This is a genomic window from Pseudomonas sp. PvP089, from assembly GCF_017875165.1.
Lineage (GTDB): Bacteria > Pseudomonadota > Gammaproteobacteria > Pseudomonadales > Pseudomonadaceae > Aquipseudomonas > Aquipseudomonas fortuita.
Map to the genome: position 1 here is coordinate 4,127,460 of NZ_JAGGME010000001.1, position 18,648 is coordinate 4,146,107.

Genomic DNA, 18,648 nt, shown 5'->3' on the forward strand with positions numbered 1-18,648 from the left:
ACTGACTGACAGCGCCGAACCTGTGGGAGCGGGCTTGCCCCGCGAAGAGGCCGGACCTGTTCATGCTGCTACCCCAGCATCCGTTGCTGCCGCACTGCTGCCACAGCAGCACCCCTCCCCCCCTCTACGCCTCAAACCCCCGCCCCACAGGCCATGCGCCGCGCATGGCACAGCCGTTGCACCACCCTCCTCATCCGCACAACCGCCCCCTTCAGGAGCCCCCATGACCACCGAATTCTTCTGGCGCCTGCCCTTGGGCACCGATGGCCCGCAGCTGTCCACCGACCGCCACAACCGCGGCAACCCCGCGCACCGCCCCGGCAATATCGCCCCCGGTCGCCTGCCCGATGGCCAGGCTGACGGTTTCAGCTACATCGACTACATCGCCCAGGTGGCCAAGGCCGCCGAGCTGGCCGGGTTCGAAGGCGCCTTGCTACCCACCGGCCCGGAGCCGTGGATAGCCGCCGCCGCGCTGGCCCGCGAAACCCGGCGCATCCGCTTCCTGATCGCCTTTCAGGCCACCTGGACCCTGCCCGCCTATGCCGCCCAGCAGGCGGCAATTCTGCAAAACCTTAGCGGGGGCCGGCTGGACTGGAACATCATCACCGGCGGTAACCCGGCCAGCCAAAGGGCCAATGGCGACTTCCTGGAGCATGACCTGCGCTACAAGCGCACCGGCGAATTCCTCGACGTGATCCAGGGCCTTTGGACACAGGAAAAGTTCTCCTACGAAGGCGATATCTACCGCCTGGAAAACGGCAGCCTGCCGCCGGGCCTGCAACACGAACGCAAACCGGGCGTGTACTTCTCCGGCTTTTCCGATGCCGCACTGGACGTGGCCGCGCGCCATGCCGATGTGTACCTGAACTGGGCCGAGCCCATCGACAAGCTCAAGCCGCATATCGAACGCGTGCGTGAACTGGCCGATAAACAGGGCCGCACGGTGCGTTTCGGCCTGCGTGTCGACCTGTTCGCCCGCGAGACCGAAGAACAAGCCTGGCGCGAACTGCGCCAGCAGTTCGAGCGCCTGGAAGGCAAGGCCAGCGCCAGCGCCAAGGGCTTCGTGACCGGCTCGGACTCTGTCGGCGGTGCACGCCAGGCCGCCTATCACCAAGGCTTGCAGGGCTTCGATGAACTGATCCTGGCGCGCAACCTGTGGGCCGGCTTCGCCAAGGCCAAGCCCGGCCCCACCGTGGGCCTGGTGGGCAGCCATCAGAACATCGCCGAACGCCTGGCTGAATACCGCGATGCCGGTTTCAGCACCTTCATCCTCGCCGCCAACCCGCACCTGGAAGAGGCCTTGCGCATCGGCCAGGAAGTGTTGCCGCTGGTGCAGCAGGCTGCCACCACACCGTTGCAGGCCAGTGCCTGAACCCCAACCGGAGCTGAACATGAGCCAACCCCTCGATACCTTGTGGTACACCCGCTGTCCGGTGCCCACCGGCCTGGGCATTGCCGTGCAGCAAGGCTGGCTGCAGGAAGACCTGGCCGGCCTCGGCACCCAGGTGCAGTCCCTGCGCGAAGCCGACCAGCAGGCAGTGCGCGAATCGCACTTTGACCACAGCCTGCTCAATTCGGTACGCCACGGCGGCAGCATCCCGGCTATCTGGGCCCGCGCCCAGGGCCGCGACACCCGGGTCATCGGCCTGTCGTGGGCCGATGAGGCGCAGTTGATCCTGACCCGCCCAGACAGCGGCATCCACACCGTAAAAGACCTCAAAGGCCGCCGCTTCGGCCTGCCCGACTGGGCCGCCGCACAGATCGACTTCACCCGTGCCCAGGCCCTGCGCGGGCTGGAAAACGCCCTCAAGCTCGCAGGCTTGCAAGTGGGCGACGTGGACTTGGTCAACTACCGCTACGACGGTACCTTCAGCGACCGCCCGGTACGCAGCGTGGCCGGCACGCCGGTGTCCAGCACCCAGAGCGAAGGCCGCAACCTGGAGCTGACCGGCCTGCTGCGCGGCGAGGTCGACGCGATTTTCCTCAAGGGCGCCAGCGCCGTACAACTGGCCCACGCCTTCGCCCTGCACACGGTGATCGACACCGGCAGCCACCCCGACCCGCTGATCCGCAGCAACAACGGCACGCCACGCACCCTGGCGGTGGACAGCCACCTGCTGGCGCAGCACCCGCAGGTGGTGCGCACCCTGCTCGGTTCGGTGCTGCGCGCCGAACGCTGGGCCCACCAGCACCCCGACGAAACCCGCCGCTATCTGGCGCGGGAAACCAACAGCAGCGAGTACTGGGTGCAAGTGGCTTACGGCACCGACGCCCACCTGCGCCTGAGCACGCGCCTGGACGAACAGGCCATTGATGCCTTGCAGGACTTTGTCGAGTTCCTCAAGCGCTGGCGCTTCATCCCGGCGCGCTTCGAGGTGCGCGACTGGATCACTCGCCAACCACTGGACCAACTGCTGGCCCCCCTCCACATGGACAGGAAACCCGTTACCCCATGACCAAGCCCCTGGAAACGCTCTGGTACACCCACAGCCCCGTGCCCACCGGCCTCGGCATCGCCGTACAATCGGGGCGGCTGGCCGAGGCCTTCACGCCGTTTGGCACCAATATCCAGTCGCTGCGCGAGTCCAGCGAACGCGAGGTGCGTGAAGCCCACTACGACCATCATCTGCAGAACTCGGTGCGCCACGGCGGTAACATCCCGGCGATCTGGGCCTACGCCAGCGGCGTCGAGACCCGCGTGCTGGGGCTGTCATGGAGTGATGAGGTGCAGTTGATCCTCACCACCGAAGAAAGCGGCGTACGCAGCATTCGCGACCTGAAGAACCGCCGTTTCGGCATACCCAAGTGGGCCAACGTACAGATCGACTTCACCCGCGCCCAGGCCCTGCGCGGGCTGGAAAACGCCCTGAAGCTCGAAGGCCTGGCGGTGGCCGATGTGGAACTGGTCGACTACCCCTACGGCGGCACCTACAGCGACGATGCCAAGCAGCACCTGTACGGTGCTGAAGTGAGCCTGGACACCAGCCGCTTCAGCCGCCGCAACAATGAGCTGATCGGCCTGCTGCGTGGCGACATCGACGCGATCTTCCTCAAAGGTGCGCATGCGGTGCACCTGGCCCACGAGTTCGGCCTGCGCGTGGTGGTCGACACCGGCAGCCATCCGGACCCGCTGATCCGCAGCAACAACGGCACCCCGCGCACACTGACCGTGGACAGGCACTTGCTGGAAAACCACTTCGATGCCAGCCGTACGCTGGTCGACACGGTGCTGCGCACCGAGCAATGGGCCTGGGCTAACCCGGAAGAGACCCGGCGCTTTCTGGCGCGCGAGCTGAACACCAGCGAGTACTGGGTGGCGGCGGCCTATGGCGATGATGCGCATCGGCGCCTGCGTACTACCCTGGACAGCCGCTCGATCGAGGCGCTGCAGGACTTTACCGAGTTCCTGTTCCGGTGGGGGTTCATACCGCGGCGTTTTGATGTGCGCGAGTGGATTGATTTTCGTGTGCTGGAGAGTGTGATCGGGTCGACTTCGCGGTTGGCGGTTTGAGATTGTTGGGGCCGCTTTGCGGCCCCAACAATCTCAGCCCCGCCACTGCTGCCCCAGCAGCACCCGGCCAGCACCCCACTGCTGCCCCACCTGCAACACCCGCTCAAAAACCAAATAAAAACCTTATATTTCAATAGCTTAACAATATGGCACAGTCCCTGCTCTAGCTCTCCCCAACAACGCTTTACATACGGGGAGATCCACCATGCACCAGCTCAATCCACTGGCCCGCCAGATCAGCCTGGCGCTGCTGCTGGCCGGCACCGGCAGCCAGGCCATCGCCGCCAACGAAGACACTAAAAACGAACCGGCCCTGGAAACCGTCACCGTCACCGCCCAGCACCGCGAACAGACCTTGCAGGAAGTACCGGTGGCCGTATCAGCCATCAAAGGCACCAGCATTACCGCCGATGGGGTGCGCTCGATGGGCGACATCACCACCTTCGTGCCCAACGCCTCGGCCAAGAACCCCGACGGCGACGGCCGCCCACGTTGGTATATCCGCGGCCTGGGCACCGGCGACACCGGCGCGGCAACGGTCTTCCCGGTGGGCATCTACGCCGATGACGTCTACCTCAACGCCCCCATCGCTGGCGGCGGGCCGCTGTTTGACCTGGAGCGCATCGAAATCCTGCGTGGGCCACAAGGCACCCTGTATGGCAAGAACACCACTGCCGGTGCAGTGAATGTGATTTCCAGGAAACCCACCTTCGACACCGACGGTTACGGCACCGTAGGCTTTGGCAGCAAGAACGAACGCATCGTTACCGGTGCCATCGGCGGCGCGTTGGTGGACGAAAAACTGGCCGGGCGAGTGGCGCTGTATTCCGAGGAGCGTGACGGCTTCCAGAACAACGACTTCGACGGCAACACCTATGGCGATGTGAACAAGAAAGCCATCCGCCTGCAGTTCCTGGCCCAGCTCAACCCCGACCTGGACGCCCTGCTCAAGGTGCACAGCCGCCAGTTCAAGGGCGACGGCAGCAATGGTTCGCTGCCCGTGGGCCGCTACTACAACGTCGGCTACGAACGCCCGCATGGCCGCGACATCTCGCTGAACGTCAACGAAGACTACCGCCTGGACCACGACGGCGCCTCGCTGACGTTCAACTACTACCTGGGCGACTACACGCTGACCTCGATCAGCGCCTACGACTACATCCGCAACCGCTCCACCAGCGACGCCGACTACACCCCCTACGAGGTCAACGGCGCGTCGATCACCGACAACAGCTATCGCCAATGGTCGCAGGAGCTGCGCCTGGCCTCGCCGGAAGACCGTCCGCTGCACTGGCTGCTGGGTGCGCACTACTTCCACGAAGACCTCGACAGCGCGGCACAGCGGGTGGTAACCCCCGGGCCGACGCCAAACGGTACCGGCTCGAACCAGGTGGGCACCACGGCGTTGCGCGATATGGGCTTCGATCACCGCACCGACAGCTACGCGCTGTTCGGCAACCTGACCTACGACTTCACCGATGACTTCAGCGTCACGGGCGGCCTGCGCTGGACCCAGGAGAAAAAGGACATCGACCTGGACCTGGTGCAGCTGACCCGCGCCACCGCCAACGGCCCGCTGATCCCGCTGGCGGGCGTGGGCACCAACGGCAATCGCCAGGAAGACAAGACCTGGGAAGCCTGGACCTACGACCTGACGCCCGAGTACCGCATCAATGACAACCTGCGGGTGTTCTTCCGCTACGCCCACGGCTTCCGCTCGGGCGGCTTCAACACCGGGCTGTCGACCAGCCTGGCGCAGCTGACCACGGTCGACCCGGAAGAGCTGGATGCCTACGAGCTGGGGCTGAAGTCGGAGTGGTTCGACCGCCGCCTGACCGTCAACGCCAACCTCTTCTACTACGACTACTCCGACATCCAGGTGAACCTGCTGACGGTGAACAACGGCGTGCTCACCACCGCGCTGACCAACGGCGCCAAGGGCAAGGTCAAGGGTGCGGAGCTGGAGATCGAAGGCCAGCCGACCGAGCGCCTGCACCTGCGCGCGGCGGTGTCGTTCCTCGACACCGAATACACCGACTTCAAGAACACCAACCCGACCACTGGCGCGGTCACCGGCGACTACAGCGGCAACAGCTTCGTGCGTTCGCCGCGCAACGTGGTGTCGCTTGGCGCCGACTACACCATTCCATTGGAAGTGGGCGGCAAACTGGTGGCAGGGGGCGACGTGAGCTTCCGTGACAAGGAGTACTTCCTGGCCGACCGCCAGAGCAGCGCCGACGAAACCCTCAGCCAGCCGCACTACACATTGGCCAACGCCCGCCTGAGCTGGTTCAGCCACGACGACAAGCTGAGCGTGACCGGTTTCGTCAACAACCTCACCGACCGCCGCTACCAGGTGCACGGCCGGCCCAACGGCACTGCCGGGCAGTACGTGATCACCTACGGCGACCCGCGCACCGTCGGGCTCAGCGTTACCAGCCGGTTCTAGGTTGCCCTTTCCGGCCTTAGCGCCGGCAAGCCAGCGCCCACAGGTACAGCACAGGGCCTGAAATGTGTGGGGACCTGTGGGAGCTGGCTTGCCGGCGATAAGGCCAGCACTGCCAATACATCATTCAGCAGGAACACCCCATGCCCCATCACAACCCCTTGGCCAGCGCCATCGCCCTGGCCATCGCCGGCCTCGCCGTGCCCGCATTCGCCGCCGAACCCGCCGACCGCCTCGACACCGTGGTCGTGGTCGGCACCCATCGCAGCGACGTCACCGCCCTGCAAAGCGCCGCCCCGGTCGATGTGCTGAGCGGTGAAAAACTCCAGGAAACCGGCGCCAGCGACCTGTCCGCAGCACTCACCGCGCTTTCGCCCTCGTTCAGCTTCCCGCAGTCGCCCCAGGGCGCCTTTGCCGGTTCCATCGCGCAGGGCGCCTCGCTGCGCGGCCTGGCTTCGGATCAGGTGCTGGTGCTGGTCAACGGCAAGCGCCGCCACACCAGTGCCAACGTCACCCGTCAGGGCCTGGTCAACGCCCGTGGCGCGGCAGCCGTGGACCTCAGCCTGATCCCGCTGTCGGCCATCGAACGGGTAGAAATCCTGCGCGATGGTGCGGCCGCCCAGTACGGCTCGGACGCTATTGCCGGGGTGATCAACATTGTCCTCAAGGAGCGCGACGAAGGCGGTAACGCCGGCTACCGCTTCGGCGGCTACAAAAAAGGCGACGGCCTGCAGCGCAAGCTCAGCGGCTGGAAGGGCTTTGCCTTGCCCAACGACGGCTTCCTGACCCTGGCCTTCGACGCCGGCAGCCAAGACCCTGCCAGCGACACCCGCGACGACAACCGCCTGTTCTACCCCGGTTCCACCCGCATCGATACCCCGCGCGAGCAGAACAACCGCTACCGCAACTGGCGCTGGGGTTCGGGCAATGTCTCGGACCAGTACAACTTCACTGCCAACGCCGAAATGGGTTTGAGCGAGGGGCTGAGCGCCTACGGTTTCGCCACCTATGCGCACAAGAATACCGATGCAGAGAACTTCTTCGACCCGCCCACCACACTGCGCAACAACTACGGCAGCGTAGCCCTGGCGCGCTACCCGGACGGCCGCCTGCCGGTCACCCGCTACGGCCTGGAAGACGTTGCCGTCACCGGGGGCTTGCGCTTCGAGGACCAGGCCCTGGGCAAATTCGACCTGGCGCTCAACTACGGCGACAACCGGGTCGACTCCACCGACCGCGACGCCATCAACCCCAGCTGGGGCAGCGCAAGCCCCTCGACCATCTACACCGGCCGCCGCGAAGCCGACCAGACCAACCTGACCCTGGACTGGACCCGTGACTTCGCCAACGACTGGCTGTTCAAGCCGTTGACCGTTTCCGCCGGGCTGGCCTGGCGCCAGGAACACTACGACCTCAGCGAAGGCGACGCCGCCGGTTGGTCCAACGGGCCGCTGTTCAATACGATCGACCCCATCACCGGCCGACGCATCCCTGGCTACTACTCGGGCATCACCCAGGTCGATGCCGTGTCACTGGACCGCCGCGTGATCGGTGCCTACTTCGATGTCGAAGCCCAGCTGACCGAAAAATTCCAGGCCGGCGTGGCCGTGCGCAGCGAGCATTATTCGGACTTTGGCGATACCACCAACGGCAAGCTGTCGCTGCGCTACGACTTCACCCCGCAGATCGCCGCACGCGCCAGCGCCAGCACCGGCTACCGTGCGCCTTCGCTGGTGCAGAGCGGGCTGTCGTCGTTCAGTGTGCAGGTGGTGGAACAGCCACCGGGCAGTGGCAACTGGGTCGAGGTGCAGCAACGCACCCTGCGCGCCGACAGCCCAGAGGCAGCCTTGCTCGGAGGCAAGGCGCTGAAACCGGAAGAGTCGACCAACTTCTCCGTGGGCCTGGTCTGGCGGCCATTGCCTAACGCCTCGGTCACACTCGACGCCTACCGTATTGACATCGACAACCGCATCACCCTGTCCGACCAGTTGCCTGCAGCGGTGGTAGGCCCGATCTTCGCCGGTACGCCCTACGCCAACATCCAGAGCGCGGCGTTCTATACCAACATTGCCGACACCCGCACCGACGGTTTCGAGCTGGCAGGCCATTACCAGCTGGATGCGGGCCGCTGGGGGCGCGTGGATTTCAACGGCGGTTACGCGCGCAACAACACCCGCATTACCGGGCTGGACGATGTGGGCAGCATCCCCGGCAACCAGATCATTGGCCGCAACACCCAGGGGCTGATCGAGGATGGCACGCCCGAGGACAAGCTGACCCTCAGTGCCAACTGGCTGTATGACGGCTGGAGCGTCACCGTGGCCCAGCGCCGTTATGGTGAATGGAAGAACCGCAACGCTGCCAACCCCACGCTGGACCAGACCTTCAGCCCGCAGTGGGTGACCGACCTGGACGTGTCGTACCGCTTCGACCTGGGCCTGACCTTGTCGGCGGGCGCGATCAACCTGTTCGACAGCCACCCGGACAAGCTGGAAGGTGCGCAGCTGTATGGCGTGCCCAAGTATTCCATCACCAGCCCGGAAGGGGCGCAGGGAGCGTTCTACTACACCAGCGTGAGTTACGACTTCTAGCTGAAACCAGGTTGTCTTCTTCGCGGGCTCGCCCGCGAAGAATCCAGCACCGATGCTGCTGACTGACTGCTGCTGTAGCAGCACCTCGCTGCTGCTCAAGCATCACCCTCGCCCTCCAGCCCCGCAATACGGGGCTCCCGCCCCCTGGCACAGCTCTTGCGATACACCTTTACCTTCTGCTTTCCCAAGGCCAGCCATGCGCGTGCTCCCTCATCTTTCCTGGTTCATCTCCCCCTTGGCCCTGCTTACCTGCTGGGCGGTGGTGGCCAATGCCGGGCTGTTTCCGGCCAACCTGCTGATCCCGCCGCTGGAGGTGTGGCACAGCCTCACCGACCTGCTGGCCACCGGCGAGTTACAAGAGCACTTGGCTGGCAGCCTGTCGCGACTGGCCCTGGGCTTTACCGGCGGCGCACTGGCAGGCCTTGGTTTCGGCGCGGCGCTGGCCTTGTCGAAGACCGTGGAGGCCTACTGCGCACCGCTGTTCCACACCCTTCGCCAAGTGCCCAGCATTGCGCTGATCCCGATGTTCGTCCTGCTGTTTGGCGTGGATGAAACCTTCAAGGTGGTCATCGTCGCCAAGACTGCGTTTTTCCCGGTGGCACTGGCCACCTGCGAAGGTATCCGCGCCATCCCACGCAGCCATTTCGAAGTGGCGGCGGTGTACCGCCTGCGCTGGCCCACGCTGGTAGGCCGGATCGCCCTGCCCGCTGCGGTGCCGGCGATCGTCACCGGCATACGCGTGGCCCTGACCCGCGCCTGGGTGGTGCTGGTGGCGTGCGAGCTGCTGGCAGCCGACAGTGGCCTAGGGCAGATGATCGAGATGGGCCGGCAGATGCTGCGCATCGACGTAGTGATGGTTGGCGTGGTGCTGACGGGGCTGATCGGTTTCACCCTGGACTACACCCTGCGCCGCGTGGAACGACACTTGTCCGCCTGGCAAAGCCGTTGAGGAGGCTGTGATGAAACGAGCTGATTTGCGTGGCCTGGTACTGCCACTGTTGCTGCTCGGCGCCTGGGAGTACGCCTCGCGCCAAGGGGCGGCCGGGGCCTATGCGTTCGTGCCACTGGCGCAGGTGGGTACGGCACTGGCCGAACTGCTGGGCAGCGGCGAATTGCTGGTCAACCTGTGGGCCAGCCTGTTGCGCACCTGCAGCGGCCTGGCCATCGGCATGGTCGGCGGTGTCGGGCTGGGTGCGTTGATGGCCCTGTCCACACCCGCCAACCGCCTGATCGCGCCGCTGTTCCATGCCTTGCGCCAGGTGCCGATGTTGGGCTGGATCCCGCTGATCGCCTTGTGGCTGGGTAACGGCGAAGGCGCCAAGCTGCTCATCGTAAGCCTGGCAGCGTTGTACCCGATGGTGCTCAACACCTTCGAGAGCCTGCGCCAGGTTGCAGGCCAGCACCGCGAAGCGGCACGGGTGCTGATGCTCGGCCGCTGGCAGCAGCTTTGGCTGATCCTGTTGCCCGCCGCACTGCCAGGCATTGCCGCCGGGGTGCTGCAAGCCTTGGCCTTCGCCTGGGTTACCTCAGTGGGCAGCGAGCTGTTCCTGTCTGCCGGGGCCGGCCTGGGCAGCCTGATGATGAACGCCGAAGCTGCGGCGCGCATGGAGATCATTGTGGTCTGTGTGCTGTGCATCGGCCTGAGTGGCTACCTGATGTCCTGGCTGTGCACCCTGCTCACCCGCCGCCTGCTGCGCTGGCGCACCAACCATTGAAAGGCCCGACCATGAACGCCATCGCTCACGCTTTACCCACCACCGCCAGCACTGGCGCGCTGACCATTCGCGGCCTGAACAAGGCGTACCCGCTCAAAGGCAAGCATGTACCGGTGCTCGAAGGCATCGACCTGGACATCCGTCCTGGCGAATTCGTCAGCATTGTCGGCGCCAGCGGCTGTGGCAAATCAACCCTGCTGCGGCTGATCGTCGGCCTCGACCAGGACTACCAAGGGCAGATCCTGCTAGACCGGCAACCCGTGCGCGGGCCGGGCCTGGAGCGCGGTATCGTGTTCCAGGACCACCGCCTGTTCCCGTGGATGACCCTGCAGCAGAACATTGCCCTGGCCTTGAAAAACCATGCGCTCCCCGCAGAGGAGAAAAACCGCCTGGTAGCCGAGCACATCGAACTGGTGGGGCTGAGTGGTTACGAGCAGGCCTACCCGCACCAGCTGTCCGGGGGCATGGCCCAGCGCGCGGCAATTGCCCGGGCGTTGGTGAACAAGCCCAAGGTGCTGTTGCTGGACGAACCGCTCGGCGCACTGGATGCCTTGACCCGGGTACGGTTGCAGCAGGAGCTGCAGCGCATCTGGGTGCAGGAACGCTGCACGGTCATCATGGTGACCCATGACATCGAGGAAGCACTGTACCTGGGTGACCGGGTGCTCGTCATGGATGCGCACCCGGGGCGCATTCGCGAGGATTTGCGTATCGACCTGCCGCACCCGCGCCAGCGGGACAGCCAGGTGTTGCAGGGGTACAAGCAGCGGTTACTGGGCGAGCTGGTGGGGCATTGAGCGCGAACGGTACTGTGCCTGGACCTCAACAAGGAGCTTCGCACACGCACCAAACACGTCGACCAGCGTATCCTCAAGCAATAGCTGCGTCCTTGAAGTTCAGGCTATGATCGGGCCCTATGCCTCGGACGTCCTGCCCATGCGCGTAGACCTTCAAGCCTTGTACCCCAGGCTCATCCACCTGAGGCTGGACACCGTGTTCGTGGTCGACAGGGACAACCAGATCGTCTTCATCAGCGATGCCTGCCCATCAGTGGATACACGCAAATTCACCCACAGGGGCACCACCATGCATGACCCTGAAAGCACCCTGCTCGACAGTTGGCAACACAACGCCCGGGCCTGGATCGACGCCGTGCGCAGTGGCGCCATCGAGAGCCGTCGGCAAGTTACCGACCAGGCCATTTTGCTGACCATCCTTGGCCGCCAGCCCGGACGGGTGCTGGACCTGGGCTGTGGTGAGGGCTGGCTGCTGCGTGCACTGGACGACCGCGGTATCGAAAGCGTGGGCGTCGATGGCGACCGGGCACTGGTAGAGGCCGCGCGCGCTGCGGGCTCGGCCGAAGTGCACCTGGCCAGCTATGCGCAGCTTGCCGATACGCAGGTTTATGTGGGCAAGGGCTATGACCTGGTCTGTGCCAACTTTGCGCTGTTGCACCAGGACATCATCCCGCTGTTGGCGGCGATGAATGAGTTGCTTGTGCAAGGAGGGGCGCTGGTGATCCAGACCCTGCACCCCTGGAGCGTGGCGGGCGGTGACTATCAGGATGGCTGGCGAGAGGAGTCTTTTGCCGGCTTTGCCGGGGACTGGCAACCGATGCCGTGGTACTTCCGGACTTTGGCCAGCTGGCTGAATGCACTGGACATGGCCGGCTTGCGGCTGGTCAGTTTGCAGGAACCACAGCACCCGCAAAGTGCGGTGCCGCAGTCGCTGTTGATGGTGGCTGAGCGCCCCTGAGGCATACACGCTCGGTGCAGGAGCAGCCTTGCGCCACTCCTGCACCGACCGCGTCGGGGTCAGAGGACCGGCTTGCGCGCCGCGCCGCTGCGGGCCTTGGCCATGGCCGCCAGGCGCACCGGGACGTTGGCCGCACCGTAACCGGCATAGCCGCCCTTGCGCTGAATGATCTCGAAGAAGAAACGGTCCTCGAACGGCTCGGTGTACACGTGGAACAGCTCGCCGCCCTGAGCATCGCGGTCGTACAACACGTTGTAGTACGCCAGTTCGCTGAGGAACTCGTCATCAAAATCGAAGCGCGCCGCCAGGTCGTCGTAGTAGTTCAGCGGGATTTCCAGCAGCGGTACACCTGCCAGCTTGGCACGCGCCACTTCACGGAAGATATCTGCACAATCGAAGGCGATGTGATGAACCCCCGAGCCACGGTAGCTGGACAATGCATGAGCGATGGCGGTATTGCGGTTTTCCGAGATGTTCAGCGGTAGGCGCAAAGTGCCGCACTGGCTGCGCAGGGCGCGGCTCTTGACCAGGCCATACGGGTCGGGCAGCACCACTTCGTCGTCGGCGGCGAAGCCGAACAGGCTCTTGTAGAACAGCACCCAGCTGTCCAGCGATTCGGCTGGCAGGGCCAGGGCCATATGGTCGATGCGGCGCAGGCCGCCAGTGGCCGCTGCATCCTTGTCCAGGCTGAAATCGGTGTCGTACAGGGTGTGGCCAGCGGTGCCCTGCTCTACCAGGTACAGCAGGCTGCCATCCGGCGCACGCACCGCCGGCACTTCGCACTCGTTGGGGCCGACCAGGCCGCGGAACGGCTGCCCGCGGAAGGCCGTGGCACGCTTCAGGGCGGCTTGCTGGTCGTTGACCCGCAGCGCGGTGGCGCACAGCGACGGGCCATGGGCCTCGAAGAAGTTGTGGCCGAAGGAGTACGGTTCGGCGTTCAGGACAATGTTGATATCGCCCTGGCGCAGCAGTTGCACTTCCTTGCTACGGTGCTTGCCGGCTTCGGCAAAACCCAGGCGCTTGAGCCAGCTGCCCAGGCGCGCCCCAACGGCTTCGTCGACTGCAAACTCAAGGAACTCCACGCCGTCATAGGTACTGGCCGCTGGTGGAGTGAACAGCACGCCAGGTTCGATCGACGTGTTTTCCTGCTCCAGGCGCAAGCGGGTCTGTTCTTCGAGGTACAACAGCGACCGCAGACCATCGGCGGCATTCTGCCGGGTGGGCGCGGCGCGGAAGCCATCGTTGAAGATTTCCAGCGACAGCGGGCCGCGGTAGCCAGTGGCAAGAATCGGCGCCAGGAAACCGGCCATGTCCATTTCGCCCTGCCCCGGGAAGCAGCGGAAGTGACGGCTCCATTCCAGCACATCCATGGCCAGGATCGGCGCGTCGGCCATTTGCACGAAGAAGATCTTGTCGCCTGGGATGTCGCGGATCGCGCTCGGGTCGCCCTTGAGCGACAAGGTGTGGAAGCTGTCGAGGATCACCCCGAGGGCCGGGTGGTCCGCCTGGCGTACCAGGTTCCAGACTTGCTGGTAAGTGTTGACGTGGCGGCCCCAGGCCAGGGCTTCATAGCCAATGCGCAGGCCACGTTTGCCGGCATGCTCGGCTAAAAGGCGCAGGTCGTCGACCAGCAGCTGTTCGTCACCCAGGGCATCGGCCTGAACGTTGCTGCACACCAGCACCAGGTCGGTACCCAGCTCTTGCATCAGGTCGAACTTGCGCTCGGCGCGGTCGAGGTTTTTTTGCAGGCGGTCGCGACGGCAGCCTTCAAAGTCGCGGAACGGCTGGAACAGGGTGATGGCGATGCCCAGATCGGCGCACATCTGGCGCACCTGGCGCGGGCTGCCAGCGTAATAGAGCAAGTCGTTTTCGAAGATCTCGACGCCGTCAAAACCGGCGGCGGCGATGGCTTCGAGCTTTTCCGGCAGGGTGCCGCTCAAGGACACGGTAGCGATCGAACGCTGCATGGCGGGAGTTCCTTGTTGTTAGAAAATGACGGTGCCAGTCGGGTAAAAAAACCACTGTCACAGTTTATGGCACGATCAATTATTCGCAGGTAAAGTCGTCGCTTCAATCCCTTTGTACGGAATGGTTAGTTTTGCGTTCGATTATCGCACAAAACCCGTTTTAACGAATTGCTAGACCGCTGGCCCGTGGTCAACATGGACCACAGACGCAGGCATACCGACCACTGCCTCCTGCCCTGGCTAACCAACGGCGGAACCTGCGCAAACAACAATAACAACGGAGACAACGATGGCTCACTCCAGCTCGCAAGCCAAAAAAGCGACCGCCAGTGGATGGATAGGCTCGGCACTCGAGTACTACGACTTCTTCATCTACGCCCAGGCCGCTGCACTGATCTTCCCACAGATCTTCTTCCCCAATACCGACCCGAAAATGGCCATCATCGCCTCGCTGGCCACCTACGGTGTGGGCTATCTGGCGCGTCCGGTCGGTGCCTTCGTGCTGGGCCACTGGGGTGACACCCGCGGGCGCAAGAACGTACTGCTGCTGTGCATGTTCCTGATGGGCTTGTCGACCATGGCGGTAGGCCTGCTGCCCACCTACCACGACATCGGTTACCTCGCGCCAGCCTTGCTGGTGGTGCTGCGCCTGATCCAGGGCTTTGCCGTGGCCGGGGAAATCTCCGGGGCCAGTTCCATGATCATGGAGCATGCGCCGTTCGGTCGAAGAGGCTACTACGCCAGTTTCACCCTGCAAGGCGTACAGGCCGGCCAGGTGCTGGCGGCGGCAGTGTTCCTGCCACTGGCTTACTTCATGCCTAGCGAAGCCTTTACCGAATGGGGCTGGCGCATTCCGTTCCTGATGAGCGCCATCGTGCTGATCGCAGGCTTCATCATCCGCAAGGAAGTGCATGAAACCCCGGCATTCGTGAAGGAAGAGAAGCAGGAAAAGGTTGCCAAGTCGCCCATCAGCGAAGCCTTCCGTCACAGCTGGAAGCACATGGTGCTGGTGATGTTCATGGCCTTGATGAACGTGATTCCGGTGGTGGCCACCATCTTCGGCGCAGCCTACGCGGTGCAGCCGGCCTATGGCATCGGCTTCGACAAGAGCGTGTACCTGTGGATCCCGGTGGTCGGCAACATCGTCGCGGTACTGGTGATTCCGTTTATCGGCAACCTGTCGGACAAGATCGGCCGTCGCCCGACCATGATCGCCGGCTGCCTGGGCTCTGGTCTGCTGGCCTTCGTTTACCTGTATGCGATCAGCATCCAGAACGTGCCAATGGCATTCGCCGCCTCGATCGTGATGTGGGGCATGGTGTATCAGGGTTACAACGCGGTGTTCCCAAGCTTCTACCCAGAGCTGTTCCACACCCGCTACCGCGTTTCGGCCATGGCCATCGCGCAAAACATCGGCACCATGCTGACCGCTATGCTGCCCGCGCTGTTCGCCCTGGTTGCACCGCCTGGCTCGGACAACATCCCGCTGGTGGTCGGTAGCCTGGCGTTCTTCATCACCTGCGTGTGCGCCCTGGCCGCTTACATTGCCCCGGAAACCCACCGCCTGGCGATGGAAGACCTGGGTAACCCGAACGCCAAGCCGATGGAAAAGGCAGCGTATGAGGCGAGCCGCAAGGGTAGCTTTCAGGCGGTGAGCCACTGATAGACCGCCGGGGCGCTTCGCGCCCCATTCGCGGCACAAGGCCGCTTGTGTCTTGAGAGGGGATTAGAATTTGGAGTGAGAGCGGTGAATGGCAAGCTGAATGCCGAAGGTGCCTTGAGCACGTGTGGGAGCACAAGCTGCCATTCACCGTTCCACTTTGGCGAGAGCCCGAACAGTTGGATGAGGGCCTAATCTCGAACCACAAGCGTGGGCCAAGCCAAAGCTCTCTCACACTGTTAAGTCTAGGAGGTTTTGGTGATGGCTTCCTTCTTGGGTATCGATGTATCCAGTCTTTCCCTTGATGCACTGGTGCGGCCCCAGGGCATCAAGATCAGCGTGCGCAATGATCCAGCGGGCTTTGAGGAACTGGTGAAGAGCCTTCGAGGGCTCAGCATCAAGCGCGTCTTGCTGGAAGCTACAGGCGGCTACGAGCGTGATGTCATGCGCTTTCTCCAAGACGCCAGCTACAAGGTCATACGCGTAAACCCCACACGAGCCAGATCATTCGCGGATTCCTTGGGTATCAAGGCCAAGACCGATGCCATCGACGCCGCAGTGCTGGCCCATTTCGCTGAGGTCATTCCAGATAAGCCAACCCTGAAGACAAGCCCTGAAAGGGCCCTGTTACGGGAACTCCTTCAGCAGCGTGATCGCCTAGTCCAACAGCGAGATGACGACCGGCGGCGCCTGAAGCAGGCTCAGTCAGCGATGGTCGCCATTTTCCTGAACACCAATCTCCAGCACTTTGCCTCGCAGATAAAGTTGGTGGAGCAAGCGATCAAGCAGCAGGCCACAGTGCTCAACGATGAACGGATTGCCAAATTGGACGAAGTCAAAGGCATCGGGATGGTAACCGCGACCAAGCTGGTAGCGCTCTTGCCGGAACTGGGGCATGTGGAGTCCAGGGAAATAGCCTCTTTGGTCGGCGTGGCCCCCTTCAATCACGACAGCGGAAAGTCCGTGGGCAAGCGCTTTATTTCAGGAGGCCGATTTGAGGTCAGGCGTGCGCTGTACATGGCGTGCCTGGTGGCGGTGAAACATAATCCAACGCTCAAAGCCCGATATGAAGCGCTGCGTGGGCGGGGGAAACTTGCCAAGGTTGCGATTGTGGCCTGCATGAGAATCTTCATCGTGCGCCTCAACGCGATGCTCAGATCGGGCACGCCGTGGCGGGATGACTTACCGCAGCCATGAAAACATAGCGCAGCTCAAATCAGGGTGGGAGCAGGTTTACCCGCGAAGAAGACACCGTGTGGATGGCACGGGCTTCGCCCGTGTTCGCGGGGCAAGCCCGCTCCCACAGGGATCGCGCCAGCTTTTAGAAGTTGAGCAAGACAGTTGCTCCCACATTGACCGCATCGCCTTCAAGCCATGCGCCATACCTGTGGGAGCGGCCTTGTGCCGCGAATGCGCCGCAACGCGGCCCCGGCAATCTCAGCCTTCAACCACTTCTTGCAGTCGCTTCCAAAGCGTCTCGACATGCTCCCGCTCAGTCGGCAGCGCCCCCACCGACACCCGCACCATCCATCGTCCGTCCAGCGTCGCCGGCGTCACATACGCATCCCCGGAGGCATTCAACCGCTCGGCCCACCCCTTGGTATGCGCATCCAGCGCCTCCCCTTCCAGCCCCGCCGGCCGATGGCGAATGCACAAGGTCTGCAATTGCACCGGTGCCAGCACTTCCCAGTGCGCCGCAGCCCCAACCTGTTCCGCCAGCCACCGGGCATTGTCCAGGTCACGCCGCAACCGCGCCTGCAACGCTTCAACACCCTCGCTGCGCAACATGAACCACAGCTTCAACGCGCGGAACCGGCGGCCCAGCGGGATGCCCCAGTCACGCAGGTTTTTCACCTCGCCATCCACCGCCGATTGCAGGTAGCTGGGGTTGGTGCTCATCACCCGGATCAGGTGCTGCGGATCACGCACGTAGTAGATCGAGCAGTCAAAGGCCACACCCAGCCACTTGTGCGCATTGACCACTACCGAATCGGCCAGCTCGATGCCGTCCCACATCCAGCGGCATTCGGGCAGGATCATCGCCGAACCGGCCATGGCCGAATCCACATGCAGCCACAGGCCATGGGCCTGGGCGATCTCGCCAATCGGCCGCAACGGGTCCAGCGCAGTGGTGGTGGTGGTACCGGTAGTAGCCACTACGGCGCATGGCTGGTTACCCGCTGCCAGGTCTTGCTCAATGGCTGCCTGCAGCGCCTGCGGGCGCAGGGCGTAGCGTTCGTCGGTGGGGATCAGGCGAATATTGTCGCGACCAAAACCCGCCAGCAACGCGGCCTTGTCCACCGAGCTGTGAGCGTGGGCGCTGACGTAGACGATCAGGGGTTTGGCCTGGGCTTGCAGCCCACCGCGCACCAGTGCGTAGTCGCTGGCGCGCTCGCGGGCGCTGATCAGCGCCACCAGGGTGCTGGTAGAGGCGGTGTCCTGGATCACCCCGCTCCATTGGCCCGACAGGCCGAGTAACTGGCGCAGCCAGTCGAGGGTGGTTTCCTCCAGTTCGCTGAGTGCGGGGCTGGACTGCCACGACAGGCCTAGCACACCCAGGCCGGTGCTGAGGAAGTCGCCGAGTACCGAGGACAGAGTACCGTTGGAGGGGAAGTAGCCGTAGAAGTCCGGATGCTGCCAATGGGACAGGCCGGGCATGACCAACCGGTTGACGTCGTCGAGGATGGCTTCGAAGGGTTCACCTTGCCGGGGAGCGGTGTCGGGCAAGGCGGCCTTTAGGTAGCCGGGCTCGACCTGGGCCATGACCGGGCGCTCGCCAACGGTCTGGCGGTAATCGGCGATCAGGTCGATCAGTTGGTGGCCGTACTGGCGGAATTGTTCGGGGGTCACGTGGGCTCTCCTGTGGGTAATCCACTGCCTGTACTGGCCTCTTCGCGGGTAAACCCGCTCCCACAGGTACTGCACCAAGTTCGAGAACGGTGCAGTACTTGTGGGAGCGGGTTTACCCGCGAAGAGGCCGGAACAGGCAACACTATGCCCCCA

Annotated in this window: 13 protein-coding genes; 11 read left to right on the forward strand and 2 right to left on the reverse strand. The window is 63.9% G+C overall.

Annotation, left to right across the window (positions count from 1 at the left end; all coding sequences use genetic code 11):
• The first annotated feature begins 223 nt into the window (after positions 1 to 223).
• The 9 genes from J3A71_RS18865 (at position 224) to J3A71_RS18905 (ending at position 12,018) form a co-directional block, all read left to right on the forward strand.
• Entirely contained in the window at positions 224 to 1,372 is a 1,149-nt protein-coding gene (locus J3A71_RS18865) for an LLM class flavin-dependent oxidoreductase (protein WP_016486037.1), read from the forward strand.
• Between the two features lie 19 nt (positions 1,373 to 1,391).
• Positions 1,392 to 2,456 carry an ABC transporter substrate-binding protein gene (locus J3A71_RS18870; protein WP_096425897.1) on the forward strand — a complete coding sequence of 355 codons (1,065 nt, stop codon included), beginning with the start codon at positions 1,392 to 1,394 and terminating at the stop codon, positions 2,454 to 2,456.
• Entirely contained in the window at positions 2,453 to 3,511 is a 1,059-nt protein-coding gene (locus J3A71_RS18875; RefSeq protein WP_016486035.1) for an ABC transporter substrate-binding protein, read from the forward strand. Before J3A71_RS18870 ends, J3A71_RS18875 begins: the two co-directional genes overlap by 4 nt.
• Positions 3,512 to 3,716: 205 nt before the next feature.
• Positions 3,717 to 5,960 (forward strand): TonB-dependent receptor, encoded by a 2,244-nt coding sequence (locus J3A71_RS18880; RefSeq protein ID WP_016486034.1) that lies wholly within the window; start codon positions 3,717 to 3,719, stop codon positions 5,958 to 5,960.
• A 140-nt stretch (positions 5,961 to 6,100) separates the two neighbouring features.
• A complete protein-coding gene (locus J3A71_RS18885; protein WP_096425896.1) occupies positions 6,101 to 8,548 on the forward strand; it encodes a TonB-dependent receptor in 2,448 nt (815 codons plus the stop codon).
• A 196-nt stretch (positions 8,549 to 8,744) separates the two neighbouring features.
• The gene (locus tag J3A71_RS18890; RefSeq protein ID WP_060518762.1) at positions 8,745 to 9,497 is read left to right on the forward strand and encodes an ABC transporter permease; all 753 of its coding nucleotides are present in this window, start codon (positions 8,745 to 8,747) and stop codon (positions 9,495 to 9,497) included.
• A 10-nt stretch (positions 9,498 to 9,507) separates the two neighbouring features.
• Positions 9,508 to 10,263 (forward strand): ABC transporter permease, encoded by a 756-nt coding sequence (locus tag J3A71_RS18895; RefSeq protein WP_016486031.1) that lies wholly within the window; start codon positions 9,508 to 9,510, stop codon positions 10,261 to 10,263.
• Positions 10,264 to 10,274: 11 nt separating this feature from the next.
• The gene (locus J3A71_RS18900) at positions 10,275 to 11,060 is read left to right on the forward strand and encodes an ABC transporter ATP-binding protein (protein ID WP_016486030.1); all 786 of its coding nucleotides are present in this window, start codon (positions 10,275 to 10,277) and stop codon (positions 11,058 to 11,060) included.
• A gap of 289 nt (positions 11,061 to 11,349) precedes the next feature.
• Positions 11,350 to 12,018 carry a class I SAM-dependent methyltransferase gene (locus J3A71_RS18905; RefSeq protein ID WP_024717695.1) on the forward strand — a complete coding sequence of 223 codons (669 nt, stop codon included), beginning with the start codon at positions 11,350 to 11,352 and terminating at the stop codon, positions 12,016 to 12,018.
• Positions 12,019 to 12,077: 59 nt separating this feature from the next.
• On the opposite strand, the gene quiC is transcribed toward J3A71_RS18905, so the two are convergent.
• Positions 12,078 to 13,985 carry a 3-dehydroshikimate dehydratase QuiC gene (quiC, locus tag J3A71_RS18910; RefSeq protein WP_024717696.1) on the reverse strand — a complete coding sequence of 636 codons (1,908 nt, stop codon included), beginning with the start codon at positions 13,983 to 13,985 and terminating at the stop codon, positions 12,078 to 12,080.
• Between the two features lie 289 nt (positions 13,986 to 14,274).
• Here quiC and J3A71_RS18915 point away from each other — a divergent pair, with 289 nt between their 5' ends.
• Positions 14,275 to 15,648 (forward strand): MFS transporter, encoded by a 1,374-nt coding sequence (locus J3A71_RS18915; protein WP_016486027.1) that lies wholly within the window; start codon positions 14,275 to 14,277, stop codon positions 15,646 to 15,648.
• Between the two features lie 258 nt (positions 15,649 to 15,906).
• Positions 15,907 to 16,842 carry an IS110 family transposase gene (locus J3A71_RS18920; protein ID WP_016489612.1) on the forward strand — a complete coding sequence of 312 codons (936 nt, stop codon included), beginning with the start codon at positions 15,907 to 15,909 and terminating at the stop codon, positions 16,840 to 16,842.
• Positions 16,843 to 17,082: 240 nt separating this feature from the next.
• On the opposite strand, the gene J3A71_RS18925 is transcribed toward J3A71_RS18920, so the two are convergent.
• Positions 17,083 to 18,495 carry a DOPA decarboxylase gene (locus tag J3A71_RS18925; RefSeq protein ID WP_016486026.1) on the reverse strand — a complete coding sequence of 471 codons (1,413 nt, stop codon included), beginning with the start codon at positions 18,493 to 18,495 and terminating at the stop codon, positions 17,083 to 17,085.
• Between the last annotated feature and the right edge of the window lie 153 nt (positions 18,496 to 18,648).

Coding starts and splice junctions, on each gene's coding strand:
- J3A71_RS18900 (WP_016486030.1), top strand. CDS start 10,275: ATGAACGCCATCGCTCACGCTTTACCCACCACCGCCAGCACTGGCGCG.
- J3A71_RS18895 (WP_016486031.1), top strand. CDS start 9,508: ATGAAACGAGCTGATTTGCGTGGCCTGGTACTGCCACTGTTGCTGCTC.
- J3A71_RS18890 (WP_060518762.1), top strand. CDS start 8,745: ATGCGCGTGCTCCCTCATCTTTCCTGGTTCATCTCCCCCTTGGCCCTG.
- J3A71_RS18905 (WP_024717695.1), top strand. CDS start 11,350: ATGCATGACCCTGAAAGCACCCTGCTCGACAGTTGGCAACACAACGCC.
- J3A71_RS18920 (WP_016489612.1), top strand. CDS start 15,907: ATGGCTTCCTTCTTGGGTATCGATGTATCCAGTCTTTCCCTTGATGCA.
- J3A71_RS18915 (WP_016486027.1), top strand. CDS start 14,275: ATGGCTCACTCCAGCTCGCAAGCCAAAAAAGCGACCGCCAGTGGATGG.
- quiC (WP_024717696.1), bottom strand. CDS start 13,985: ATGCAGCGTTCGATCGCTACCGTGTCCTTGAGCGGCACCCTGCCGGAA.
- J3A71_RS18880 (WP_016486034.1), top strand. CDS start 3,717: ATGCACCAGCTCAATCCACTGGCCCGCCAGATCAGCCTGGCGCTGCTG.
- J3A71_RS18875 (WP_016486035.1), top strand. CDS start 2,453: ATGACCAAGCCCCTGGAAACGCTCTGGTACACCCACAGCCCCGTGCCC.
- J3A71_RS18865 (WP_016486037.1), top strand. CDS start 224: ATGACCACCGAATTCTTCTGGCGCCTGCCCTTGGGCACCGATGGCCCG.
- J3A71_RS18885 (WP_096425896.1), top strand. CDS start 6,101: ATGCCCCATCACAACCCCTTGGCCAGCGCCATCGCCCTGGCCATCGCC.
- J3A71_RS18870 (WP_096425897.1), top strand. CDS start 1,392: ATGAGCCAACCCCTCGATACCTTGTGGTACACCCGCTGTCCGGTGCCC.